The organism is Paenibacillus antibioticophila, assembly GCF_000455265.1.
Lineage (GTDB): Bacteria > Bacillota > Bacilli > Paenibacillales > Paenibacillaceae > Fontibacillus > Fontibacillus antibioticophila.
The window spans coordinates 975,348-996,663 of sequence record NZ_HG005139.1 but is presented as its reverse complement, the minus strand read 5'-3'; the positions used below and the strand labels follow the sequence as shown (position 1 = coordinate 996,663).

22 protein-coding genes, 1 tRNA gene and 2 pseudogenes are annotated in these 21,316 nt (G+C 39.8%); 9 read left to right on the top strand and 16 right to left on the bottom strand.

Annotated elements, in window-relative coordinates; translation table 11 throughout:
- The 6 genes and pseudogenes from TX85_RS26470 to TX85_RS04395 form a co-directional block, all read right to left on the bottom strand.
- Window positions 1–159 (bottom strand): annotated as a pseudogene (locus tag TX85_RS26470) (family 1 glycosylhydrolase); the annotation flags it as partial.
- Between the two features lie 112 nt (window positions 160–271).
- Window positions 272–892 carry a PTS sugar transporter subunit IIA gene (locus TX85_RS04410; protein WP_233500604.1) on the bottom strand — a complete coding sequence of 207 codons (621 nt, stop codon included), beginning with the start codon at window positions 890–892 and terminating at the stop codon, window positions 272–274.
- A gap of 81 nt (window positions 893–973) precedes the next feature.
- Window positions 974–1,180, bottom strand: a complete 207-nt coding sequence (locus TX85_RS04405; protein ID WP_044477901.1) for a hypothetical protein — start codon at window positions 1,178–1,180, stop codon at window positions 974–976.
- A 7-nt stretch (window positions 1,181–1,187) separates the two neighbouring features.
- Window positions 1,188–1,421 (bottom strand): hypothetical protein, encoded by a 234-nt coding sequence (locus TX85_RS27275; protein ID WP_222860694.1) that lies wholly within the window; start codon window positions 1,419–1,421, stop codon window positions 1,188–1,190.
- On the bottom strand, window positions 1,405–2,391 hold the full coding sequence (locus TX85_RS04400) for a Gfo/Idh/MocA family protein (protein WP_044477900.1): 987 nt from the start codon (window positions 2,389–2,391) through the stop codon (window positions 1,405–1,407). The genes TX85_RS27275 and TX85_RS04400 overlap by 17 nt, the downstream gene beginning before the upstream one ends.
- Before the next feature lie 185 nt (window positions 2,392–2,576).
- A complete protein-coding gene (locus TX85_RS04395) occupies window positions 2,577–4,043 on the bottom strand; it encodes a glycoside hydrolase family 1 protein (protein ID WP_044477899.1) in 1,467 nt (488 codons plus the stop codon).
- Window positions 4,044–4,252: 209 nt separating this feature from the next.
- On the opposite strand from TX85_RS04395, the gene TX85_RS04390 reads away from it, so the two are divergent.
- From TX85_RS04390 to TX85_RS04380, 3 genes are all read left to right on the top strand, one after another.
- Window positions 4,253–5,611 (top strand): PTS transporter subunit EIIC, encoded by a 1,359-nt coding sequence (locus tag TX85_RS04390; RefSeq protein WP_044477897.1) that lies wholly within the window; start codon window positions 4,253–4,255, stop codon window positions 5,609–5,611.
- Between the two features lie 585 nt (window positions 5,612–6,196).
- Window positions 6,197–6,478, top strand: a complete 282-nt coding sequence (locus TX85_RS04385) for a branched-chain amino acid transporter permease (protein WP_049894790.1) — start codon at window positions 6,197–6,199, stop codon at window positions 6,476–6,478.
- A 75-nt stretch (window positions 6,479–6,553) separates the two neighbouring features.
- Complete coding sequence (locus TX85_RS04380) at window positions 6,554–6,742, top strand: Rid family hydrolase (protein WP_044479799.1); 189 nt, start codon at window positions 6,554–6,556, stop codon at window positions 6,740–6,742.
- Window positions 6,743–6,792: 50 nt separating this feature from the next.
- On the opposite strand, the gene TX85_RS04375 is transcribed toward TX85_RS04380, so the two are convergent.
- Window positions 6,793–7,617 (bottom strand): MurR/RpiR family transcriptional regulator, encoded by an 825-nt coding sequence (locus tag TX85_RS04375; RefSeq protein WP_044477896.1) that lies wholly within the window; start codon window positions 7,615–7,617, stop codon window positions 6,793–6,795.
- A 123-nt stretch (window positions 7,618–7,740) separates the two neighbouring features.
- Here TX85_RS04375 and TX85_RS25735 point away from each other — a divergent pair, with 123 nt between their 5' ends.
- Window positions 7,741–7,938, top strand: a complete 198-nt coding sequence (locus TX85_RS25735) for an alcohol dehydrogenase catalytic domain-containing protein (RefSeq protein WP_081671634.1) — start codon at window positions 7,741–7,743, stop codon at window positions 7,936–7,938.
- Window positions 7,939–8,225: 287 nt separating this feature from the next.
- Here TX85_RS25735 and TX85_RS04370 read toward each other — a convergent pair whose 3' ends face one another.
- Entirely contained in the window at window positions 8,226–8,462 is a 237-nt protein-coding gene (locus TX85_RS04370) for a hypothetical protein (protein ID WP_044477895.1), read from the bottom strand.
- 333 nt (window positions 8,463–8,795) lie between these two features.
- Here TX85_RS04370 and TX85_RS04365 point away from each other — a divergent pair, with 333 nt between their 5' ends.
- From TX85_RS04365 to TX85_RS04350, 4 genes are read left to right on the top strand one after another with little or no spacing between them, the layout of a single operon-like run.
- The gene (locus tag TX85_RS04365) at window positions 8,796–9,719 is read left to right on the top strand and encodes an AraC family transcriptional regulator (protein ID WP_233500603.1); all 924 of its coding nucleotides are present in this window, start codon (window positions 8,796–8,798) and stop codon (window positions 9,717–9,719) included.
- A 13-nt stretch (window positions 9,720–9,732) separates the two neighbouring features.
- Window positions 9,733–11,058 (top strand): replication-associated recombination protein A, encoded by a 1,326-nt coding sequence (locus TX85_RS04360; protein WP_044477894.1) that lies wholly within the window; start codon window positions 9,733–9,735, stop codon window positions 11,056–11,058.
- Between the two features lie 24 nt (window positions 11,059–11,082).
- Window positions 11,083–11,424 carry an MmcQ/YjbR family DNA-binding protein gene (locus TX85_RS04355; protein WP_044477892.1) on the top strand — a complete coding sequence of 114 codons (342 nt, stop codon included), beginning with the start codon at window positions 11,083–11,085 and terminating at the stop codon, window positions 11,422–11,424.
- A 42-nt stretch (window positions 11,425–11,466) separates the two neighbouring features.
- Window positions 11,467–11,685 (top strand): helix-hairpin-helix domain-containing protein, encoded by a 219-nt coding sequence (locus tag TX85_RS04350; RefSeq protein WP_044477891.1) that lies wholly within the window; start codon window positions 11,467–11,469, stop codon window positions 11,683–11,685.
- A gap of 40 nt (window positions 11,686–11,725) precedes the next feature.
- On the opposite strand, the pseudogene TX85_RS04345 reads toward TX85_RS04350, so the two are convergent.
- Window positions 11,726–12,001: pseudogene (locus TX85_RS04345) on the bottom strand (YkvA family protein); the annotation flags it as partial.
- A gap of 141 nt (window positions 12,002–12,142) precedes the next feature.
- Window positions 12,143–12,230, bottom strand: a tRNA-Leu gene (locus TX85_RS04340).
- Window positions 12,231–12,679: 449 nt separating this feature from the next.
- Here TX85_RS04340 and TX85_RS04335 point away from each other — a divergent pair.
- The gene (locus TX85_RS04335; RefSeq protein WP_044477890.1) at window positions 12,680–13,600 is read left to right on the top strand and encodes an ArsR/SmtB family transcription factor; all 921 of its coding nucleotides are present in this window, start codon (window positions 12,680–12,682) and stop codon (window positions 13,598–13,600) included.
- 51 nt (window positions 13,601–13,651) lie between these two features.
- Here the strand turns inward: TX85_RS04335 and TX85_RS25240 are convergent, their stop codons facing one another.
- From TX85_RS25240 to TX85_RS04310, 6 genes are all read right to left on the bottom strand, one after another.
- The gene (locus TX85_RS25240; RefSeq protein ID WP_049894789.1) at window positions 13,652–15,721 is read right to left on the bottom strand and encodes a glycoside hydrolase family 43 protein; all 2,070 of its coding nucleotides are present in this window, start codon (window positions 15,719–15,721) and stop codon (window positions 13,652–13,654) included.
- A gap of 181 nt (window positions 15,722–15,902) precedes the next feature.
- Window positions 15,903–16,028 (bottom strand): hypothetical protein, encoded by a 126-nt coding sequence (locus TX85_RS27915; protein WP_262362612.1) that lies wholly within the window; start codon window positions 16,026–16,028, stop codon window positions 15,903–15,905.
- A gap of 120 nt (window positions 16,029–16,148) precedes the next feature.
- The gene (locus TX85_RS25235; protein ID WP_148444322.1) at window positions 16,149–16,997 is read right to left on the bottom strand and encodes a hypothetical protein; all 849 of its coding nucleotides are present in this window, start codon (window positions 16,995–16,997) and stop codon (window positions 16,149–16,151) included.
- 329 nt (window positions 16,998–17,326) lie between these two features.
- Window positions 17,327–17,815 (bottom strand): hypothetical protein, encoded by a 489-nt coding sequence (locus tag TX85_RS25230; RefSeq protein ID WP_148444321.1) that lies wholly within the window; start codon window positions 17,813–17,815, stop codon window positions 17,327–17,329.
- A gap of 562 nt (window positions 17,816–18,377) precedes the next feature.
- Complete coding sequence (locus tag TX85_RS04315) at window positions 18,378–18,932, bottom strand: DUF1697 domain-containing protein (RefSeq protein ID WP_071784159.1); 555 nt, start codon at window positions 18,930–18,932, stop codon at window positions 18,378–18,380.
- A gap of 16 nt (window positions 18,933–18,948) precedes the next feature.
- A complete protein-coding gene (locus tag TX85_RS04310) occupies window positions 18,949–21,051 on the bottom strand; it encodes a 5'-nucleotidase C-terminal domain-containing protein (protein ID WP_233500602.1) in 2,103 nt (700 codons plus the stop codon).
- Window positions 21,052–21,316: the final 265 nt, after the last annotated feature.

The window sequence follows — 21,316 nt, the reverse complement described above, 5'->3', positions numbered from 1 at the left end:
GGTTTGTTGTGTTAACAACATGTCATCCGGATTACACGTATGAGGATAATTACACATATAAGCAATCATGCACCCAATTTTGAAATCAGGGTTAATCGAATGACCTAATTTCACTGCTTTCGCACTTGCCACAAATTGATGATGCAAAGCTTGAAAGCGCATTTGTGCATTATCATTTCATTCGAAGAAAAGTCAATGGACTCCATACCACCAGCTAAAGCACCGGCACCTGAAAAAAGAGTTCCCGGAATTGCCCATTAGGCATTATTAATCATAAAAGAACTCTTAACAAATCTTGATCTATCCGTGTATCATTGCCATCACCCTGAAAAGTCACAACCCTTTTTACTAAATCTTGGCCAGCTGGCACAATGACCGGTGTAACAACAGAATAACCGGCCTCTTGAATGTGGTCGATATCAAATTCAAGCAGTAATTGGCCTTTTTTCATTTTTTCTCCCGTATTTACATGAGCTATAAAACCTTCCCCTTTAAGCGAGACGGTGTTCATCCCAACGTGAATTAAAATTTGTATTCCCGATTTATGTTCTAAAACAAGAGCATGTTTGCTCTTTTCTATAATGTGGGCTACGGTTCCATCAAAAGGTGCAATTACCTTTCCTTCAGAGGGAATAATGGCTATTCCTTCCCCCATCGCTTTACTCGAAAATGCTTCGTCCTCCACTTCCTCAATAGCAATAACCTTCCCAAGCAAAGGTGCGGCTACTAACACCTCTTGGGGAACGTTTTTCTTTTTACGTCCAAATAACATATCTCCCCATATCCTTTCTCTTTTTTGATTAAAGCCTTTTTCTTTTGCTAAATTGAATGGTCTGTAATAACTCACGGTATTGGAAAGCGGCAGTACCTCCGGATGCAGATCGATATTCAACACGTTTTTGATATACGCTCTGCATTGATCAAACCTTTCCCACAAACCGGGATGTTGTTTTTTGATCGTCTTCCTTAAACTTTAGCTCGTCCAGAGCAATCCCTGATCCCGCGCCGGTTCCCCGTATCCTTTCACAGAAGGGATGATGAATTGTTCTTTCAGCAACGCAGCTTGAGTACAATCATACATTTCGCTGCCGCTCATGCATATTTTTACGTTTTCCAGCCACGCCACTACGGCTGCGTAATATGGAATAGCAACATTTTCTAGGTAATCTTGGCTGACCAAATACGAATTAATAACTGGTGAAAACTTTCCATCCTACAACGCCGATCTTCTTGTTTTCAATTTTAGCGGCTTTAAGAAGCTCAGTAAAACTTGTTTTGTTCTTGATTAAATGGGGAACGTGAATGGCTTTCGCCTCAAACCTGAAGTGGTTCGCCATTTTTAGATTTTCATTTCCGAGCAAGAGGTATGAAGACCCTTTTAAGTAAATTGGTATACCTATAGTTTTACTGATCTGATCCAAATACGAGATTTGCCGACTTTTTCGCTTGCTCTATTACTTTCATAACATTCTCGCTATGCTCTAACATGCGGGCTGCTTCTCCCAAATCATTCTCTTCAATCATACGGTTAAATTCAACGAACTCATCAAACATACGATGAGAATGCCTTTTTTGATCTATCCGAATAGACTCTTGTTTGTTGGCAACAAAATCAAAACTATCTATTACATTCGATGAACTTGAAGCACGTATATAACCGTCATTACCTTGAATATTGATTAAACTAGGTCCTGTACTATCTTTTGAACCAATACAGACACATTTAAAATCAACATAATCAAGCAATAATATCCCTGATGTGTCAATGTTCCGTTCTATATTAGCCAAATAAATAACATGTTTAGGAGGACCAAATAAACCAACAACCAGGTGAATATTGTACAAATTAATATCCATTAGTGCTCCACCAGACATTTCAGGGTTAAATACTGGGGGAGTTTCTCCTCTTTTAAACGCCGAATATCTTGACGAGTATTGAGAAAAGTTGCACTCCACGATCTTAATTTCTCCGAGTCGAGGAAGAATTCTTTTTAAAGACAAGAAATTATTTAGGTATTGATTCGAAATTGCTTCTACTAAAATCAGTTTCTTATCAAGAGCAATTTTTTTAATTTCGAGAAATTCACTTAGATTTGATGTGAACGGCTTCTCGCAGATAACATGTTTTCCAGATAACAGCGCCTTTTTGGCATATGAATAATGCAGGTGATTTGGAAGCCCTACATAAATCGTATCTACCTCTGAGCTCAATAGCATTTGATTATAATCAAAGAAAGTCTGCTTAACTCCATATCTGTCTTTAAATAAAACCATCTTTTCTTTATGACTAGCTTTGGAACTTATCCCCTCTAATTGTATAGAAGGTATATCACCAATGAAACTCAATAAGTCCTCTACAATCATACCTGCACCAACAATTCCTAATCTCACGTTGGTTAACCTCCCATTGCGTATCAGCTTTATCAATGTATGTTCCAAATATAGCTAAAAAACGCATCCTGCATATGGATAAACCGAATAGTATTGTCGCCCAAAAATAAGACCTAAATTTAACCAACTTACAAGTTATATTGAGCTGACATCAGAAGATTAAGAAAATAATCTTCTGATGTTTTTTAATATATTAAATTTTCACCATTAGATTCAATTACTTGCTTATACCAGTAGAAACTTTTTTTCTTAGAACGTCTAAAGGAACCTTTTCCTAAATCATCAGCGTCAACATAGATAAAGCCATATCGTTTCGACATTTCTGAAGTTGACATACTAATAATATCAATTGGCCCCCATACAGTATAACCAATAAGGTCAACGCCATTTTTAACAGCTGCTCTCATTTCCTTAATATGACTTTGTAAATAGTCGATTCTTTGTGTATCCTCAATTTCAGTATTACCTTCTTGGATTTCTTTCAGACCAATTCCATTTTCTGCAACAAGTAAAGGAATTTGATATCGATCGTATAATTTCTCAAGAGATATTCTAAGTCCAATTGGATCGACTTGCCATCCCCATGCACTACTTTCTAGATATGGATTTTTGACTCCGTTTACTAGATTACCTGTTGTTAGTTCTGTTTCTTCATCAATATCATGCTTAGATACAACTGTCATGTAATAACTAAATGATATATAATCTACAGTATTATTTTTTAATAATTCAATATCATTTTTCTCAATATTGATATTAATATTATTTTCATTAAAATATGCTTTTATATAGCTAGGATAGTATCCTCTAACTAATACATCTGAAAAGAATAGATTATTCTGATCATCCTTAACAGATTCTAAAACATCTAATGGGTTACAAGTTGCAGGATATCCTTCTCTTCTTGCGATCATTCCTCCCATCTTAGCTGAAGGAGAAATTTTCTTCATTACTTTTTTTGCTATAGCGCTAGCAAGAAATAAATGATGTATTACTTGGTACCTATCAGTTATTTCATCATTAATAAAATCTTTTGGAACTGCTCCACCTACGTAAAAACTATGCTGAATCACATTAATTTCATTAAAAGCCATCCAATATTCAACATAATCTTTAAATTCATTGATTACTGTTTCGCAATATCTTTCAAAAAAATCTAGCATTTGTCTATTGATCCATCCACCATATTTAATCGCAAGATGTGCAGGTGTTTCATAGTGAGAAAGAGTTACTATAGGCTTTATTTTATATTTTTTTAATGTTTTAAAAACATTTTTATAAAATTCTAAACCTTCTTTATTAGGTGTATCTTCATCACCATTTGGAAATATTCTCGACCAAGAAATAGACATTCTTAAAGTTTTAAACCCCATCTCTGCGAAAAGTTTGATATCCTCTTCATATCTTTCATAAAAATGATTTCCCCACCGTTTTGGGTAAATGCCTTTATTATCTGCTAGTCTTGCCTTTATATCTTCAACAGATAATTCATCAAAAGCAGCATAATGAGTATAATTTTGATTTTGGATATAAGGAGCAGTATCTGCAATGGAAGCTCCACGACCACCTTGATTCCAATAACCTTCTGATTGATTAGCTGCAATAGCTCCGCCCCATAAAAAATTTTCAGGAAAAATATTTTGTTTTGACAATTTGATTACCTCCTTGTTGTTGGTTCCAATAATAGTCCAAGTTTTACTTGTTATCAATGGAATATGTGCTACGGTGCAAATGTTGTCACCTTAACTAAAAATGGTGCAGATGTTGTCACTCGATAATTATAAAAAGCTATTATGATAGATAAATAAAAGAAGAATCTTTTATAACATGGAAATGAAAAAATACTTTTAGGGGGATATGTATGAAGAATTACGAGGTTATATCAAAACGATTGTTGGATATTATTAATGAAAAAAACATAAATAATATTACCCACTGTGCTACTAGACTGAGAATAAGTGTCAAAAATATAGATGGAATAGAAGTAGAGAAAATAAAAAAATTAGATAGTGTTTTAGGCGTTGTTAAACAAGGAGACACGGTACAAATTATTTTTGGTCCGAATGTAGAACAAGTATATAGCTCAGTTATGAATGTATACGGATCAAATGCTGAAGAAAGTAATGAAATTTCGGCTGGTGAAGATTTGGATAGTAAAGAAAACTTGTTTTCACGAGCGTTAAGTTTTTTAGCAGCTGCTTTCTTACCAACCATGCCAATTGTAGTTGCAGCTGGATTAATCACTGCAATTTTAAATATTTTAGTTTTAGCTTTGAACTTATCAGTAGAATCCCCTACGTACATGTTGATTAGTGCAATAGCAAGTACAGGTTCTTATTTTCTACCATTATATGTGGGCTATGGAAGTGCTAAACAATTAAATATTAATCCGGTGTATGGTATTTTTTTAGGGGCAGTATTGTTAAATCAAAATATTAATGGAGTTGAAAATTTAAACTTACTTGGTTTGCCTATTATTGCTACCACATATTCTTACACAGCATTGCCAGTTTTATTAGGTGTTATTATTATGGCAAAAACTCATAAGTTAATTCAAAATATTATTCCGAGTTATCTTAAAGAAGTGCTGATTCCTTTAATTGTGATTACTGTTGGAACTTTGACGACTTTATTAATCGTAGGTCCTTTAGGAGTAGTTTCAGGAGATTGGCTAACAAGTATGTTTGTATTTATACATGATAAAATAGGATGGCTTGCTCTTGGTCTCGTCGGTGCTTTGTTTGGATTCACTGTTTTAACAGGTACCAATAAAGCATTAGTTCCAATTATGGTTACATCACTAGCCACTCAAGGTTATGATTCTTTTTTAATTCCAGCAATGTTGGGTACAAACATTGCCATTGCTACTTCGACTTTAGCAGTTGCTTATTTAGAAAAGGATTCAGCAAAAAAAGGGACACAATTCTCGGCAGGAATTACTGGACTTATGGGAATTTCTGAACCATCACTATTCGGAGTACTAATCAATGATAAAAAAGCATTGTATGGTTCAATGATTGGAGGAGCAGTAGGAGGAATGCTGGCAGGTATCACTGATTTAGCACAAAACTCAATCGTTTCTGGAATTCCAGGGTTAGCTACCATGATAATATCAGTACCACCATATAGTGGTTTAACAAACATGTATTGGGGAATTGCAGTAATTTTGGTATCAGGACTAACAGGCTTCATTGCAACTATTTTATTGAAAAGAAGATAATAATAAATTTTCTAAAAAACTATTTATGTGCTTATTCCAATTGGCACGTGAATAGTTTTTTTAGATTATTTTTTAAAAAACAGGAAACATATTATAATGTTTGATTTGTTTATAATCTTCCGTACTAAGAATTAGTTTCTTTTTTAAATCCAAATCTATTTTTTGCGGACTTTTTGTAAAAAGCATTTTTATAGATGCAGGCATCACAGGTCGAATAGAAATTCCTGTCCAAAGTCCCCACCGAACATCATTTTCTACAAAGGGAGAAAGAATAGCTATTGATGCTTTTCAATTATAGTATCCCGATTTATTAAATCTATTCTTGTAATTATATCGTAGTGACTTACTTGACCATAATATGTATTTTCGCACACTTGGGGATAATCTAAATCTTTTATGTTCAAAAACTCATATCTCATCATACATTGGAGTTGTCTCGTCTTTGCTATGTTTATTAGTTTTTGGTCCAGATAACTTCATAATCCCAACAATGATTACTATGATGGTAGTATTTCTATTTTTTAAAACTCCAATCACAAAGCAATATGGAACAGAGGGGTTACGTAGTTAGAGGGGGATCAAAAAATGGATAATATTGTGCATTCTATTGCTATCATAGCAGTGGTGGCGATTACCACTGGTTTACTGAGATACTTACCATTTTTAATTTTCAGGGATGCAGAAAAAGTTCCTAATTGGGTTTATTATTTAGGCAAAGTACTGCCTTCTGCTTTAATGGCAATGTTGGTTGTTTTTTGTTTCAGAAGTACAAATTTTTTAGGAGGATCACATGGAGTACCTGAAATGATTGCTAGCGTGATTGTTATATTCTCCTATAAGTGGAAAAAAACACCTTACTTAGTTTAGGGGTAGGAACTGTAATTTATATGTTTTTAGTGCAAGTTATATTTATATAAAAGAATAGAAGAAAGAAGTGATTTTATGAAGAAAGAGGTCAAAACTGAAAAAGCACCAAAAGCATTAGGTCCGTATTCGCAAGCGATTATTGCAGAAGGAACTGCCTTTTATATTTCAGGTCAGTTACCAATTGATCCTGATACAAACGAATTTCCAAGTGATAATTTGAAAGAACAAACGAAGCAATCTTTGGAAAATATCAAAATGATGTGAAATTATTTTTCATCAAAGATTAGCTTTTTATTATTATAGTTTGAGATTATCTAAGATAAACGCTTGGAGCTTTTGTACAATGAAGCGTATTCATAATACAAGAAATCGAAGAATAAATTTGTAGCATACTTTCTGCAAACTACTTCTTTTTTTATAGTTTTATTAGAGATTTGATCTGTCAAATTATACAAAGTATCATCTGTTAGTCGAATAATATCCGTAAATATTGTATGTGTATATTGATTATTTAAAGTTACTAGATAAATAGGACAGTCCATTTCTTCTAAATCTGAAACTAGTGTACGTGCCATTACTGCGCTTGATGATACAACAATTATAATATCATCCTTTTGTATCTTTACTCCTCTATTTTTTTTGAAATTTATTATTATATCCCAAAAAGAATCTAATGTTAAAAATTGCATTTGCATATCTTCTACCATTCTTGTAGTTGAAGTTGAGGTAAGCCAATAAATATTTTTAGAATTAAACATAATACTAGCTAAGTTTTGTATTTTTTTTAGAATATCATTTTTATTATTCTGAAAAAATAATTGGACTTCTTCAACGTGAGAGATGTGTTCTTTAACGTAATCGCTTCTATCTAGCTCTTTTTCAAACATACTTATGTCATAAGGAATAGTAAATTCATTTTTAAAATCCAAAAAACTATCATAGTCCAATTTCGAAAAAAATCTGCGTACTGTTGCTCTAGATACATTACATTCATCAGATACGTCATGTATATTGATGGCTTTAATATTATGAAATCTTTTCAAAAAATATTTTGATAGTATTTTTTCAGTTGAATAAGCTTCAGATTCATTGTATAAACGCAATAATAATAAAAAGGTACCGTATCTTTCTACTGACATTTTTTATCCCTCATAATAATTATATTTATATGAACTTATTTTATCATGTATTTATTTGTTAAAACAACCTGGATCAATAGATGGCTTGAAAATAGATAATAACTTAGCTAACCCGAAACTAATGTGGGAGAAGTTCGAATAGAAGTTAAAGCAGTAAGATTAAGTCCTTCAGATTATCAAACGATGGAATTTTTAGATAGAGCAGACCCAAATCAAGTAACTATTCTTGGTTTAGATGTTGCTGGTATTGTAGATGAAGTAGGCGAAGAATTGTCAAATTTCAAAAAAGGAGATCAAGTTTTTTTACTTAAGAGAGATTAATAATATGAATGGTGGTTTTGCTGAATATTTACAGATGTTAAAAAAAAGTAGGTATTACTTTTCCTTGGTATAATCCTCTTTATAGATAAAACCTGAAGGAGGGGAATCTTTAATGATATCAACGATTTGATAATAATGAATTTTGAACGATGCTTCGTCCTGTGAACCCAGTATGTCTGATTATTACTTCCCCTTAAAGATAGGATCCTCTAAACAAAACAAGCCAGCAGCAGGGTAGACCGCCATGCTCTGACTTGTTTTGTTACTATATAGTGATCCGAGTTACTCTACTCCATTCCCTCAATCGTGCCTTCTTTCAAAATGAAAAACCCGTTTCTGGCAAAAGCTAAAATTTTGCTGGTGCTTATTCCCGTCTGCCTCGAAATATCAATCACCATCGTGTCCGGGTATTTCTCGACGATGCTACGTACTTTGATGTATCCGTCTTCACAGCTCTTGCACATTTTTCTGCTTGTTTTTTCGGATAAATTTCCACAAAAATCACATATTTGATAATTCCCCATGCTGTCTCCTTTATGTTTACGACAATATACCTACTGAAGTATAGCAAGAATTATTACTATTTTACCCCATGATCTCTATTGCCGCTAGATGCCGTTGGAGAAATCAGTGACCTACATCCAAAAGCACAACCACTATAAGTGGTTTATCGAATGTGTGAGCTGTTGTGCTGTAAACCAGCATGTTAGCCTTCCTTATTTTGGGTGCTGATGCTCAATTAAATTGAAGAGCTGCCGGTTTTGTTTGGTCCCAATATTATGGTATGATCATTTTAGGTCATTTATAAGTTTCGATGAAGGCAAAAACGGGAAATTCAATGATATTTTACGGACATTTTGATTCATCAAATACTCTTAAAGGAGGTTCGTGTAATCGTTCATTCATTTAAACAGGAAAATAATATAAGACCTCTTAAATATAAACCCGTGCTTTCTTACCCATACGATCTGGAGATTTTCAGTGTATCTTCTCTCAAAGAGCGAACACCAGAGGAACGTATGAAAATTACTTATCGTTATGAATTTTATATGCTCATTTGTGTCACGGAAGGAAGGTGTACTCAATGGGTAGATTTTGAACCCATCCCTTGTAAGGAAGGAACACTGATAGTAGTAACACCAGGACAAGTCCATAATTTTGGACACGATGAAAACTGGGACGGATGGGTTATTCTATTCCGTAAAGAATTCCTTCTTCCTGCTTCACCTTCGTTGAGTGAACTGAATTTAACGTTTGATATTGGAAGGGCGCCTAACAGTTTGACTTTAAATAATACAGAGCTGAATCGGGCAATCACTTTAATCGAGCAAATGGTTCAAGATTCTTTAATTCAAGTAGCCAAAGAGGAAGTTCATATGTTGTTACGCTATCAGCTTTATGCATTCGTAGCTTGGCTCAACATTATCCATAAACAAAAAAATATCCCGACTACTTCTCAGGTCTCACAAAAGTTTTTAAAATTTCAAGAATTAGTGGAGAAAAATTATACCAAGTTAAATCATGTTAGTGACTATGCAGCCCTTTTAAATTGCACAGAAAAAACATTAACAAGGGTTACGGTCGCAGCTGTTGGAATAAGTGCTAAAGCTTTCATATCCGCTCGAATTTGTCTCGAAGCTAAACGTTTATTAATGCATACAGATTACTTGATTAGCGACATTTCAGAAATGCTTAACTTTCAAGAAACTACTCACTTTAGTAAATTTTTCAAACGTGAAACTGGCTATACACCTGTAGAATTTCGAAAGCAGAACCTTTAAAGGGAGTGATACTGTGATACAAGGAACATTATTTGATAATGAACATGATCGACCTTTGGCTAGTCGTGTGCGTCCTCAATCGTTGGAAGACTTTATAGGCCAAAAACATTTACTTGGCCCTGGAAAAGTTCTGCGAGATATGATCAAAAATGATCAGGTGTCATCTATGATATTTTGGGGTCCTCCAGGGGTTGGCAAAACAACACTAGCTAAAATCATTGCCAATCAAACCAAGTCTAAGTTTATTGATTTCAGTGCAGTAACCAGCGGTATTAAAGAAATCCGAAATATAATGAAAGAAGCTGAGGAAAACAGGAAATTAGGAGAGAAGACCCTCTTATTCATTGATGAAATTCATAGGTTTAATAAGGCACAACAGGATGCCTTTCTTCCGTATGTGGAGAAAGGTAGCATTATTCTCATCGGCGCGACAACCGAAAATCCATCGTTTGAAGTCAACTCAGCCTTGTTATCCCGCAGCAAAGTTTTTGTCCTTCACCAACTAAGCAGTGAGGATATTGTTGAATTATTAAAAAAAGCAATTTTGAATCCTAAAGGATACGGAGATCAAAAGATAGGTTTAGAAGAAGGCGTACTTTCTGCTATCGCAGAATATTCAAATGGAGATGCCAGAATGGCATTAAACACCTTAGAAATGGCTGTGCTTAACGGAGAGAAACAAGGGGAATATATTGAAATTAGCAAAGAAGGGCTGCTGCAAATTATTCATCGAAAATCACTTTTGTATGATAAAGATGGAGAAGAACACTATAATATCATTTCCGCACTGCATAAATCCATGCGAAATAGTGATGTAAATGCATCTATTTATTGGTTGTCTCGCATGTTGGAATCAGGTGAAGATCCTTTATTTATTGCTCGTAGGCTAGTCAGGTTTGCAAGTGAGGACGTGGGCCTGGCAGACAATAGGGCTTTAGAAATCGCTGTTTCGGTGTTTCAGGCATGTCAATTCATAGGGATGCCAGAGTGCGATGTACATCTAACACAAGCCGTTATATATCTGACCCTGGCTCCCAAATCGAATTCCGCTTACTTGGCTTATCGCTATGCGAAAAAAGATGCCCTACATTCCATGAGTGAACCTGTTCCTTTGCAACTTCGGAACGCTCCAACGAAGCTTATGAAAGAGCTGAACTATGGTAAAGAGTATCAGTACGCCCATGACACAGAAGAAAAGCTAACAACGATGCAGACTATGCCAGATTCCCTGATCGGACGCGAATATTACCATCCGACAACACAGGGGTCTGAATTTAAAATTAAACAAAGGATGGAAGAAATTGCAGCATGGCACAAGAGAAACAATAATCATGAATAGCTTTACAGATAGGAGAATACCAAAATGAAATTAGAAGAAATCGTAGAATACTGTTTATCTTATCCAGCCTCATATGAGGATCATCCTTTTGGAGAAGGTTGGACAGCTATACGCCACAAAGGAAACAAGAAGCTCTTTGCGTTAATATTTGAAAAAGACGATCATCTTTGCGTTAACCTGAAATGTGATCCTGATCGATCTGATTTCCTTCGAAACGCATTTAAAGAAGTTAAGCCGGGATATCATATGAGTAAAGAGCATTGGAATACGATTATCTTAGATGGAGACCTTCCGGAGGATGATCTTCACGATATGGTAAAACATAGTTTTGACCTGACGGAACCCAAACGTAAAATGAAAAAATAATTATTTTAGAAAATAAAATTTAATAATGAGAGTAGGCTAGACATGGACATTATTAATCATTCACCACCAGAAAACGATCTGCCCAATATGGGTAAGACCGCGAATCGTGTACTCCATAACGCTGGATTTTATCGGCTTGAGCAATTTATAAAAGTTACGGAATCGGATATTCTGAAGATTCATGGGGTTGGACCGAAGGCAGTGAGAATACTGAATGATGCTCTTAAAGAGAAAGGGCTGTCTTTTGCAAAAAAACCATAAATTCGTTGTACGAGTGCGGGGAACGTAGTCAAAACTCTAGTTAAGTTTTGACTACGTTCCCTGTTTTTCTAAGACCGGTAATGCTATCGAAAATACACGTTTTGCTGGGGTAGTAAACAGCCATCCAGTTCTTCTGTTTTCCCTGCTTCCTTATCTCCTCCGCTCTATCTCTGCACTCTGCAATAACAGGTTGAGGAATCATTTTAAGAGCGAGCGTAACTCCTAATGGAACAATGATTAAATCATCGAGATAGCCTAAAATAGGGATAAAATCCGGTATTAAATAAATCGGACTAAACGCATATGCCACCACTAGCGCAACATTTATGTTCATCTTGAATACAGCTCAAAGCTTTCTTCGGCTCAAGTAATAAGCAACATCTTACAAATTCCAAGTATGCAAAAAGCTCCTGAATCTCCGCGAAAGGAAGCTCAAGAGCTCGTTCATTTTTAAGTATGGTGCGGTCGAGAGGACTCGAACCTCCACGGGGGGTTAGCCCACACGGACCTGAACCGTGCGCGTCTGCCAATTCCGCCACGACCGCATGTAGTAAAACTTCAAAATTTACTGCAACAAAAATATGTTACCACGCTCCACGAAGCAAGTCAATAAGTAATTTAAGGAATTGTGGCTGTGATTCCGGTTGTGGTCTTGATTCGATTTTAAGTGTAGCCAGTTTTGTACGATCTTTCGTATAAAGTGGCGGCCTGTGGCCCCTAAATGAAAGCATTTGTACGTTTATTCGTACAAAATCTGCTTATCCAGGCCATAACTTAAAGTTTTTGTACGGTTTTCCGTTTAAAACTGTTTGTCTGACCACTACATCCATGGTTTTTGTACGATACTCCATACAAAAAGTCAGCAGCATCCGCAGATCTGTCCGATCTGAAGGGCCTGGCCAGCGAGATCGTGACCCTTGTTTGCCTGCTTAACCTTTTAGCTATACAATTATCTTAATCATTAATTAATTGGGTGAAAGCGAGGGAATACCCGATGAGAGAAATCTTGATTCATCCGGACAATCTGCCTCTATTTGAAGCACTCGCATCGGATACCCGGCTGAAGATCGTTGAACTTCTGCTGCAGGGCCCTGGGAATATCAAGGAACTTGCGGAGCAATTAGGGCTGTCCTCCGCTATAATAACCAAGCACATCCAGAAGCTGGAGGAAGGCGGAATCGTACGATGTGAGGCGATTCCTGCCAAGCGGGGCATGCAGAAGCAATGCCGCTTGGCAGATGAAGAATATATGCTGCGGTATCCCTCTCATTTTACGGACAAACGCACACTTCCTCTGTCCAATCAATATACCGTGTCCATACCAATCGGACAATACTCCGCTTATCAAGTCAGGCCAACCTGCGGCCTTGCCTCCGAGCATAAGCTGATCGGCATGCGGGACGACCCGCGCTATTTTGCCGAGCCTGAATGCGCCAAGGCTCAGCATCTATGGTACTCCAGCGGCTTTGTGGAATATCGGATTCCGAACTATATGACCGCAGCCGAACAGATCAGCAGCATATCCATCTCCCTGGAGATCGCTTCCGAGGCTCCGGGCTATGAAGAGAACTGGCCATCTGACATCACATTTTCGTTGAATGGGCATCCGCTTTGCGTATGGACCTCTCCCGGTGACTTCGGAGAGCAACGCGGAAAGCTGACTCCTGCCTGGTGGGGGGCGGGAAATACGCAATATGGTCTCCTTAAAACACTGCTCGTCAATGGAGAAGGCACCTTCGTTGACGGTGTAAAAATGTCTGATGTGCGGGTGAACGAGCTGAGCCTTGTCCGGTCAGAGGATATTCTGTTTCGAATCAGCTCTCTTCCGGAGGCCCGGCATCCGGGCGGAGTCAGCCTCTTCGGCAGAGCCTTCGGCAATTACGAGCAGGATATCGAAGTGATCATTACTACCTAGATGGGTTAAACAAAGAAGGCCGGGAATAAGTCCCGGCCTTCTTTGTTTATTTTATTTGCCGAGTTCGGTCAGCTGCAGATACTCAATAACGGCATTGCCAGTGAGGATAATCCCCGGCGTTCCTTGCGATAGAGACACTGACCCGCAATAAACAATATCACGATCCATGCGCAGCATAAGCTTTCCCCCACGAAAAACGGAGCTTAAGGTGTGAGGCTGGCTCCAGTCGAAATCCCCGGGAAGCTGACGCGCCTCAAGAATTGACTCTTCACCGTTCAGCTGCTGCACCACCCGCAGCATATTTGAGGAATGATCCAGCATGAGAGCGACATAGTGTTCTGCGGATTCATAAAATCCGTAAATACCAGCCTCCCGGCTTCGATGTCCTGGCGTGAGATCAAGCTGGAACTGGTACGAAGCTCCGCTGTGAGCAGGCAAATCAACAAGCCACTCCGAACGGGATGCAGGACTGGTGCCTAGCATTTGCTCCATACAGCAGGCAAGCTGCCCCTTCCCATGGATACGACGGATATGACTCGCTGCTCCGGCAGCCAAGGATCTTTTATATTCCAGATGCCGGGTAATTTCCACACTGTAGTAGTTAGCCGAGGTGAATTTCGTATACAGTCCGGCATATCCCTCATAAATCGGGAAGGAAGCCTCCAGCATCTTTACATCATCCAGCCAGACCGCATAATTCTCGCCTGCCTGCTCAATACGCAGAAAATGGCTTGCTTCATAGTTAAAACCGGGAGGAAGCAATTTGCTTGCTTCGGGCAGCTTGACGCCTTGAACAACAGCATAGAGCCGAAGCCGCTTCTGCCCCACGTCCAGCAGACAGGCGGTATAGCTGTCAACTTCCTGATAGCATGGATATACGCCATACAGTCCTCCCCGATGATCATGGTTCCAGGACAAATGAATCTCCATCCGCTTGGCTCCGAACTGCTCTGTGGTCAAAAGCGCCGCTTCGCCGCTTCGTTCCCTTTGGGTCAACACGCCTTGAGCAGCCTTCCACTCCCCGCCTTCCGTCTTCCAATGGGCTTCCAACTGCTCCTTATTGAAAAGGTCGCGTACGGCGGGCATAGAAGGGGCGTCCTGCTCCGTATAGGTAGGGCCCGGGATCCACATTTCATCCCCGCTCCATAGCAAGCGGTCACTCCGCATCGTCCGCTGCTCCTTGTTAAAGTCCAGCGTATCATGCGCGTCCCGCCCATGATAAAATACCCAGTCATCCACATTGTTCAGACCGCGAACTACCGAATTATGACCTACGCCTTCTACCCCTTCATTTCTACGAAGCAGCGGCTGATATTCCTGATCGGACGGGAACTTATTCCAGACCAGTTCACGCAAGCCCGCTCCGTCCTGTCCCTTTGCCACAGAATAGCCCAGGAAATAATTCGGGCGCACATAGGCATTGCCGCTGTAAATGACATAATGCTTATCGCCTCTCCTCACATAACATGCACCCTCGATCGTATGCCAGTCGCGGCCGTCGCCAAAACGGTTCTCTTCATATATTTCTTCATCCAGGGTAGGCACCACAACAATCTGCGGATGACCGGACGGCGTGACCATATCAACCAGCTTATCCACCAGAATGACCGTGCCCGGACGCTCCGCATCCACTCCGGCATATTCATTATTTGAATAAAATAAATAGTAATCGCCCTGCTCGTCCTTTACCACATGCGCATCAATCGAGAAGGTATCATACAGCGTTCTGCGCATTTCATACGGCCCCTCCGGCCGATCAGCTTCCGCTACGAGCAGGCGCTGCAAATGGACATCGTCCGCTTCCTCCGGCATGGAGGAGACGTACATATAGAACTTGCCGTTCTCGTACACAACCGCCGGTGCCCAGTACCCTTTCCTGCCCTCAAGCTGAAAGGCATATCCGAGGTGGGTCCAATTCACCAGGTCGATAGAATGCAGGACAAGCACCCCCTTAGCTCCCGTAGCAAAAGCGTAATATTCTCCTTGATGCTTCAGTACATACGGATCGGGATGAACCTTGGACTGGGCACCGTCAGTACCATTTCCAGGGGTAAGCTTAAGCGGGTTAACAAAAGTGCTGTCAGAGAGCACGGGCAAGAAGATTGTATTTTCCTGTAGCATAATTCTGAATCACCTCTAGTTATTTTATGTTAACATTTTGGTTAATCAATGAATTTATTTGTTTATTAAACAGTTTAAACCCCAAGCTCCCCTCTCCGCAACCCTTCTTCTCACAAATTTGCGGGACATAAAAAAGACGCACCCCAAGGACCACAGGCACGTCTTCTTCTAATGAACTTTTTCATCGCCAGATTTCTCCTAATGCGACACTTGGACAATGGTGCTGTTCCTCTGCTCTCCGTGCCTTCAGCCAGCTTTCCTCTAGATATTGCACAACCAGCAGCTCTAGTTCTTGGCCTTCTCTCATGAAAATCACGTCCTGAACCTGCTCCAATTGCGTACCCCTGCCTGTCTATCAGAGGAAAGCTTGCGATAATCGCAGACTTCACTACCCTACCAGATATTGGTAGTTTGTGTATACATCCTTCTACTTGGAAATAATATAATAGCCGCCCCAAGTGCTATAATTAGCATAAGAATAGTTCCGGTCGCAAGTTCGTGGATCTGAGATATAATTACCAGATGCATCTCGATAGTCAATATTAGTTAATCCGGGTTTATGTGACCAACCGCCATCTGAATCCTGTCTATACCAATGATAATCAGTGCCTGGCGCTATGACAAGCGCGACTTTGTATTCATTTGAACCTGGCGTTTCGCTATAGCTTGAACTCCTAATCGTCCTTCCTAAATCTGCCATATCGGATTTTACCGCAGTAATTATTGCACTTGTAGTAAGCGAAGTGTAGTAATTTCCAGTTCTATACCCCGGTTGAAACATATAACCAGCTAACGGATCACTTGTGTCATTTGCAATTCTATTCAAAATATATCCATAACAATTTGCTCTAAAGACATTAGCTGGATCATTCCAATAGGAAGGGTTATAAGGGTATTCACCGCCGCCTGTGGGCATCGAAGCAAGCAGAGATTTATCCTTAGTAGTTTTAGAGTCTGCCACAGCAGCTTGATTAACAGCTTGATCAGTAGCTTTATCAGAGTCTATGCTTTTACGGACTTGATAATTATCCGGTGCTACATTTCTTCTAATATCAAATTCTTTGCCATCAATTTTGTGAACAAATTCACTTTCAACGGTAGCTTCAGGTACTGCCACAGCAGCTCCATCTGAATTTATACTTCTGCTGTAGTTATAATTCGGCGCTACGTTTTTTCTAATATCAATTTCTGCACCATCATTTCCGGCAGCAAATGTAGTTACTCCCAAACTCAGCATCAAAACAATAGATAATATCCAGCTTGAAAATTTTTTCATAACTATTCCTCCTCTGATCAATTTTTTGAACGACTCATCTTGTTGCATTTCAAGTCGCATCATCGAGGCGTAGCAGTCTCCATTCTTATACCTGTAAGGTTCATTAACGGTATTCAGCATCCCCCCTTTATAGGTTTCAGATTCCATCTTTATCCAATTATATGATAACATAAAGATTTATGTTAGTAAATTACAAAATAGATTATAAATGTAATTAAATCGAGTGAAAATAGCAGGCTCAGGTTCTTACTAAGCCTGCTATACAGATAATTTTTGGTTATTTTTGTATTTTTTTAATATTATTATATTTAATCATTACAGATACCAATTTAATTACTTTGAATAAACTCTTCTACATTATTTTCTCTAATATCTATATAACTTTCTGAATTATCGACTTTTACCAATCTAATATATGCAGGCTTTCCCCGTGGATTGTTTCCTCCAATAAGAAGGTAATAGCTTTCATCTATCCCATAACGCAAGATATAGAGTCCACTACCTATTTCCGTACTATCATAACTTTCAAAATCATTCCATGAAAGTTCTTGTCCTTTATGAGATAACTCTATCACTTTTTCTAAAGTCAATTTTTCTTTACGAAATAGTTGCCATTGATTATCTATCATAACAACAATACCCTCCTTATAAGAAGCATATTGGGCCCCAACATACCCAAAATTACTTTGATCATTTTTTACTGGAATTTCGGAATCAGCTACTTGCGATGTAATTATGCCCATTAAATAGGAATCATCTATTTCAATGGAAATCCGCTCACCGGTATCAAGATAAAGATGATCCTCAATCATTAACATTGGTATTCGATCCGATTGTATACCACTTTCTGATTGTTTATTACTACAGGATGTCATTGTAATCATAAAAATGAATATACAAAACCAGATTATTTTCTTATTTATAACCATCTCCAAATTTCCCCCCAACTTTAAAATATACTTCCCAAGTCATATACTTCTCAAGTCCAAAATATGCCCTAACGAATTCGAATGTACAATAAATACAAAAATATTATACGATACATTTGCAAAAAAATACCATATCCAAGTATAAAGCATTTTATAGGTAACAAAGTTATAAGCAGTTATAAGGAACTTCACGAAGGAAACGATGAAAAGGTAGAGTATGTAAACCGGCAACTAAAACTTCAAAGGATAATTATGTAACGTTGCTTATTATGGAAAAAAGAATGTTACTAAAAAGATTCTTAGAGAGCATAACATAAGGGTTCCAGGAGAAATAGAAGTAACATCCATATATTAGTAAAGATAGAGCGTGAGAACAACTGGCTTAAGCCCAAAAGAAAAGAGCCCCGCCGCAGCCGCGGCAGAGCTCTATTTCTAACGGATACAAAACCGGTCACTTGGAACAAGCTGCATAGATCTTGTTAACGGTATTGATGTTTCTTGAAGTCAAGCGACTCTTGTAGGCTTTCTTGCCAAGCACCTTTGAACCGAAGTCTGTTCCTAGCGTGGAGCCTTTGGGGACCATCCAGAACGCCTCTCTGCCCACGGGAATGAACCGTTCTCCCGGCGCCTTGGAGGCAGAAGCGAATAGCCCGCTTAATTCGGAGACGACCTCCTTATGATCACAAAACAGACAGTAATGATGGAATTCATCAGGAACCTCAACGGCGGCGGCGGCGGCAACGATATCTCCAATTTCATCTCCGGTTCTTAAGAATAAATGGCAATCATATTGGAATTCCTTGCCCAATGCCCGTGCAATCTCGGCGGTTTCCAGCTCTCCGAAAGCTTGGGAAGCATCCTGCGTCAGAATGATGTTTCCCGTTGCCAGAATGGTTTGAACATCTGGATAACCAAGACCGATCAATGCATCCTTTAAATCCTTCATCTTTATCGAAACGCCGTTAACGTTAATGCCCCTCATGAGCAATACATATTTACTCGCCATATGCATCACGATCCGATTAGTTCAACGCTTGAACAAGCAAGGAGACGACTTCGCCGCGTGTAAGCGTTGCAGAGACATCCCCCACCTGGGCTTGCTCCTTGGTTACTGCCGCAAGAATCTTGGCAACCTCTCCGGCGGTCACCTGCTTGGATGGCTCGAAGCTGTCTGCGATCACGCCTTCCAGCAGTCCTGCCTCCTTCAATGCAGCCACGGAAGATAAGGCCCATCCAGGAATAGCCGCTTCATCCGTGAACCCCGTGACATTCGTCGAAGCCTGAAGCTTCAATGCCCGGCTTACCATCACCGCTAATTCAACACGTGTTACCTTATTATCCGGACGGAAGGAGCCGTCAGCGTATCCATTAATGATGCCTGCCGCGGCAGCCTCCTCGATCGCAGCAGCATTCGCATGCCCTGAGATATCGCTAAATTCTACAGAGAGAGAAGCCCCTTTCACATCGATAATCCGGCCCTCCGGCTGTACGTTTACCGTACCAACTGTATCCAGATACTCGCGGAACACTTCATAATCAACCAGGTTCAATTCATAGAAGCGTCCGGCATTCTTGGCCTGCTTCATGGATGTGTAGAAATCTCCGCCATCGGCCATATAAGAATTTGTCGCTACAATATAGTATGCCTTTGGATCGATATCGGAGTAAGAGCCGTCCGCCTGCTTAATTTGAACCTGAACGATACGATTCCCTGCTTGAGTCTTGGCTCCCGTAACCGCATCAAGCACATCACCGGCCTTGGTCGAATCATAATAGAAACGCATACCCGAGATTTGCGGGAAACGGCCTTCTCCGTTCTCCACACCGCTCACGCCATTTTCCAATGCTGCAACGATCTCTTCACCCGTCATTTTCAGAGCGGAAAGGTTGTTGCCGAAGGGCATCGTCGTCAGCAAATGACCCAGCGTAATATCTCCGGTGCCGATGGATGCGCGAATGCCTCCGCCGTTCTGGATCGTGACATAGCCTTCCACATCGGATTCCTTCACAATACTCATCACTTTAGCTCTCATTCCGTCAGCAACAAGATCACCCAGATTGGTCTCCTGCGTCCGTACCGTGCTGCGTTCTCCATCAAGGTCCACCAATGTCTTGCCGATCACCGTCTGCTTCAGCTCTTCCAAAGGTGCCGCATATTCCTTCAGCTTCGCCTCGGATTCAGCATCCCCCTTGATGAGGTACTCACCGGCATCATTTTGAGCATCCAGCGAAATCAGCTTGTCCTGCCATTCCGTCAGAACACCATCCGCATCAAAGATGACATCCAGCTGACCCAGATACTTGTTGTATTCACCGGTTTGAACGATCAGTGTCGGCTCCCCGTCCGCATGATGGACTTCCGCCTCATTCAATTGCGTATGGGAGTGGCCGCCGACAATGATATCGATGCCTTCCACGGCTTCGGCCAATTCCTGGTCAACCGTATAGCCCAGATGGGATAACACAACGATTTTGTTGATTCCTTGGGCCTCCAGCGCCTCTACCTGCTGCCTGGCACTCTCGACCTCATCAGCGAATTTAATGTTCTCACCCGGAGAAGCAAGGACGGCTGACTCCGGTGTGGTCAAGCCGATAATCCCAACCTTTTCACCTTGAATTTCCTTAATAATAGCCGGATAAATGTTCCCTGCTTCAGCAGGCGCACCGATGTCCTGCTTGGCATAGGCACTAAGAACCGGCTCCTTGCTGAAATCAATATTGGCGCTCACAAACGGGAATTTTGCCGCCTTCACGAACTCGACCAGTCCCTCCGGACCCTTGTCAAATTCATGATTGCCAAATGTCATGGCATCATAGTTCAGCTTGTTCATGAAAAACAAATCTGCCAGCCCGTTAAACTGGTTGTAGTAAAGCGTTCCTGAAAATACATCCCCGGCATCAAGCAACAAGGTGCTGTCGTTGCGCGCTTCATTGACAGCCGTCACCCGGCGGGCAATGTTATCCAGGTGCGCATGCGTATCATTCGTATGCAATACCCGAAGCTCAAACTTTTCTGCTGAAGCCGTTGTTTCCGCAGCCTTCGCTGTGCCGAATGCGGCTCCGGACAGCAGTCCTGAAGCTACCAGTGCAGCAGCCAGCAGCTTGCCAAAAGATGATCTTGCCAAATGCATAGCGTGGATTCCTTCTTTCAATTCGTATTTTTGGAACGATGAATCTACTAATACTATAAATTTAATAGATTTCTATGTAAACTAATTTAACACAAAGACCCAATTGATTTAACAATTCTCTTATTATCCTGACATGGTTCGTCAATTTGTGTGTGAATTCACAATATAGAAATACACAAAGAAACAGAGCTATGGCATTCAAAAAGCCCTTGAATTGCCGTAAGGACAAATTCAAGGGCTTTTCACGGTCTATTTTTTA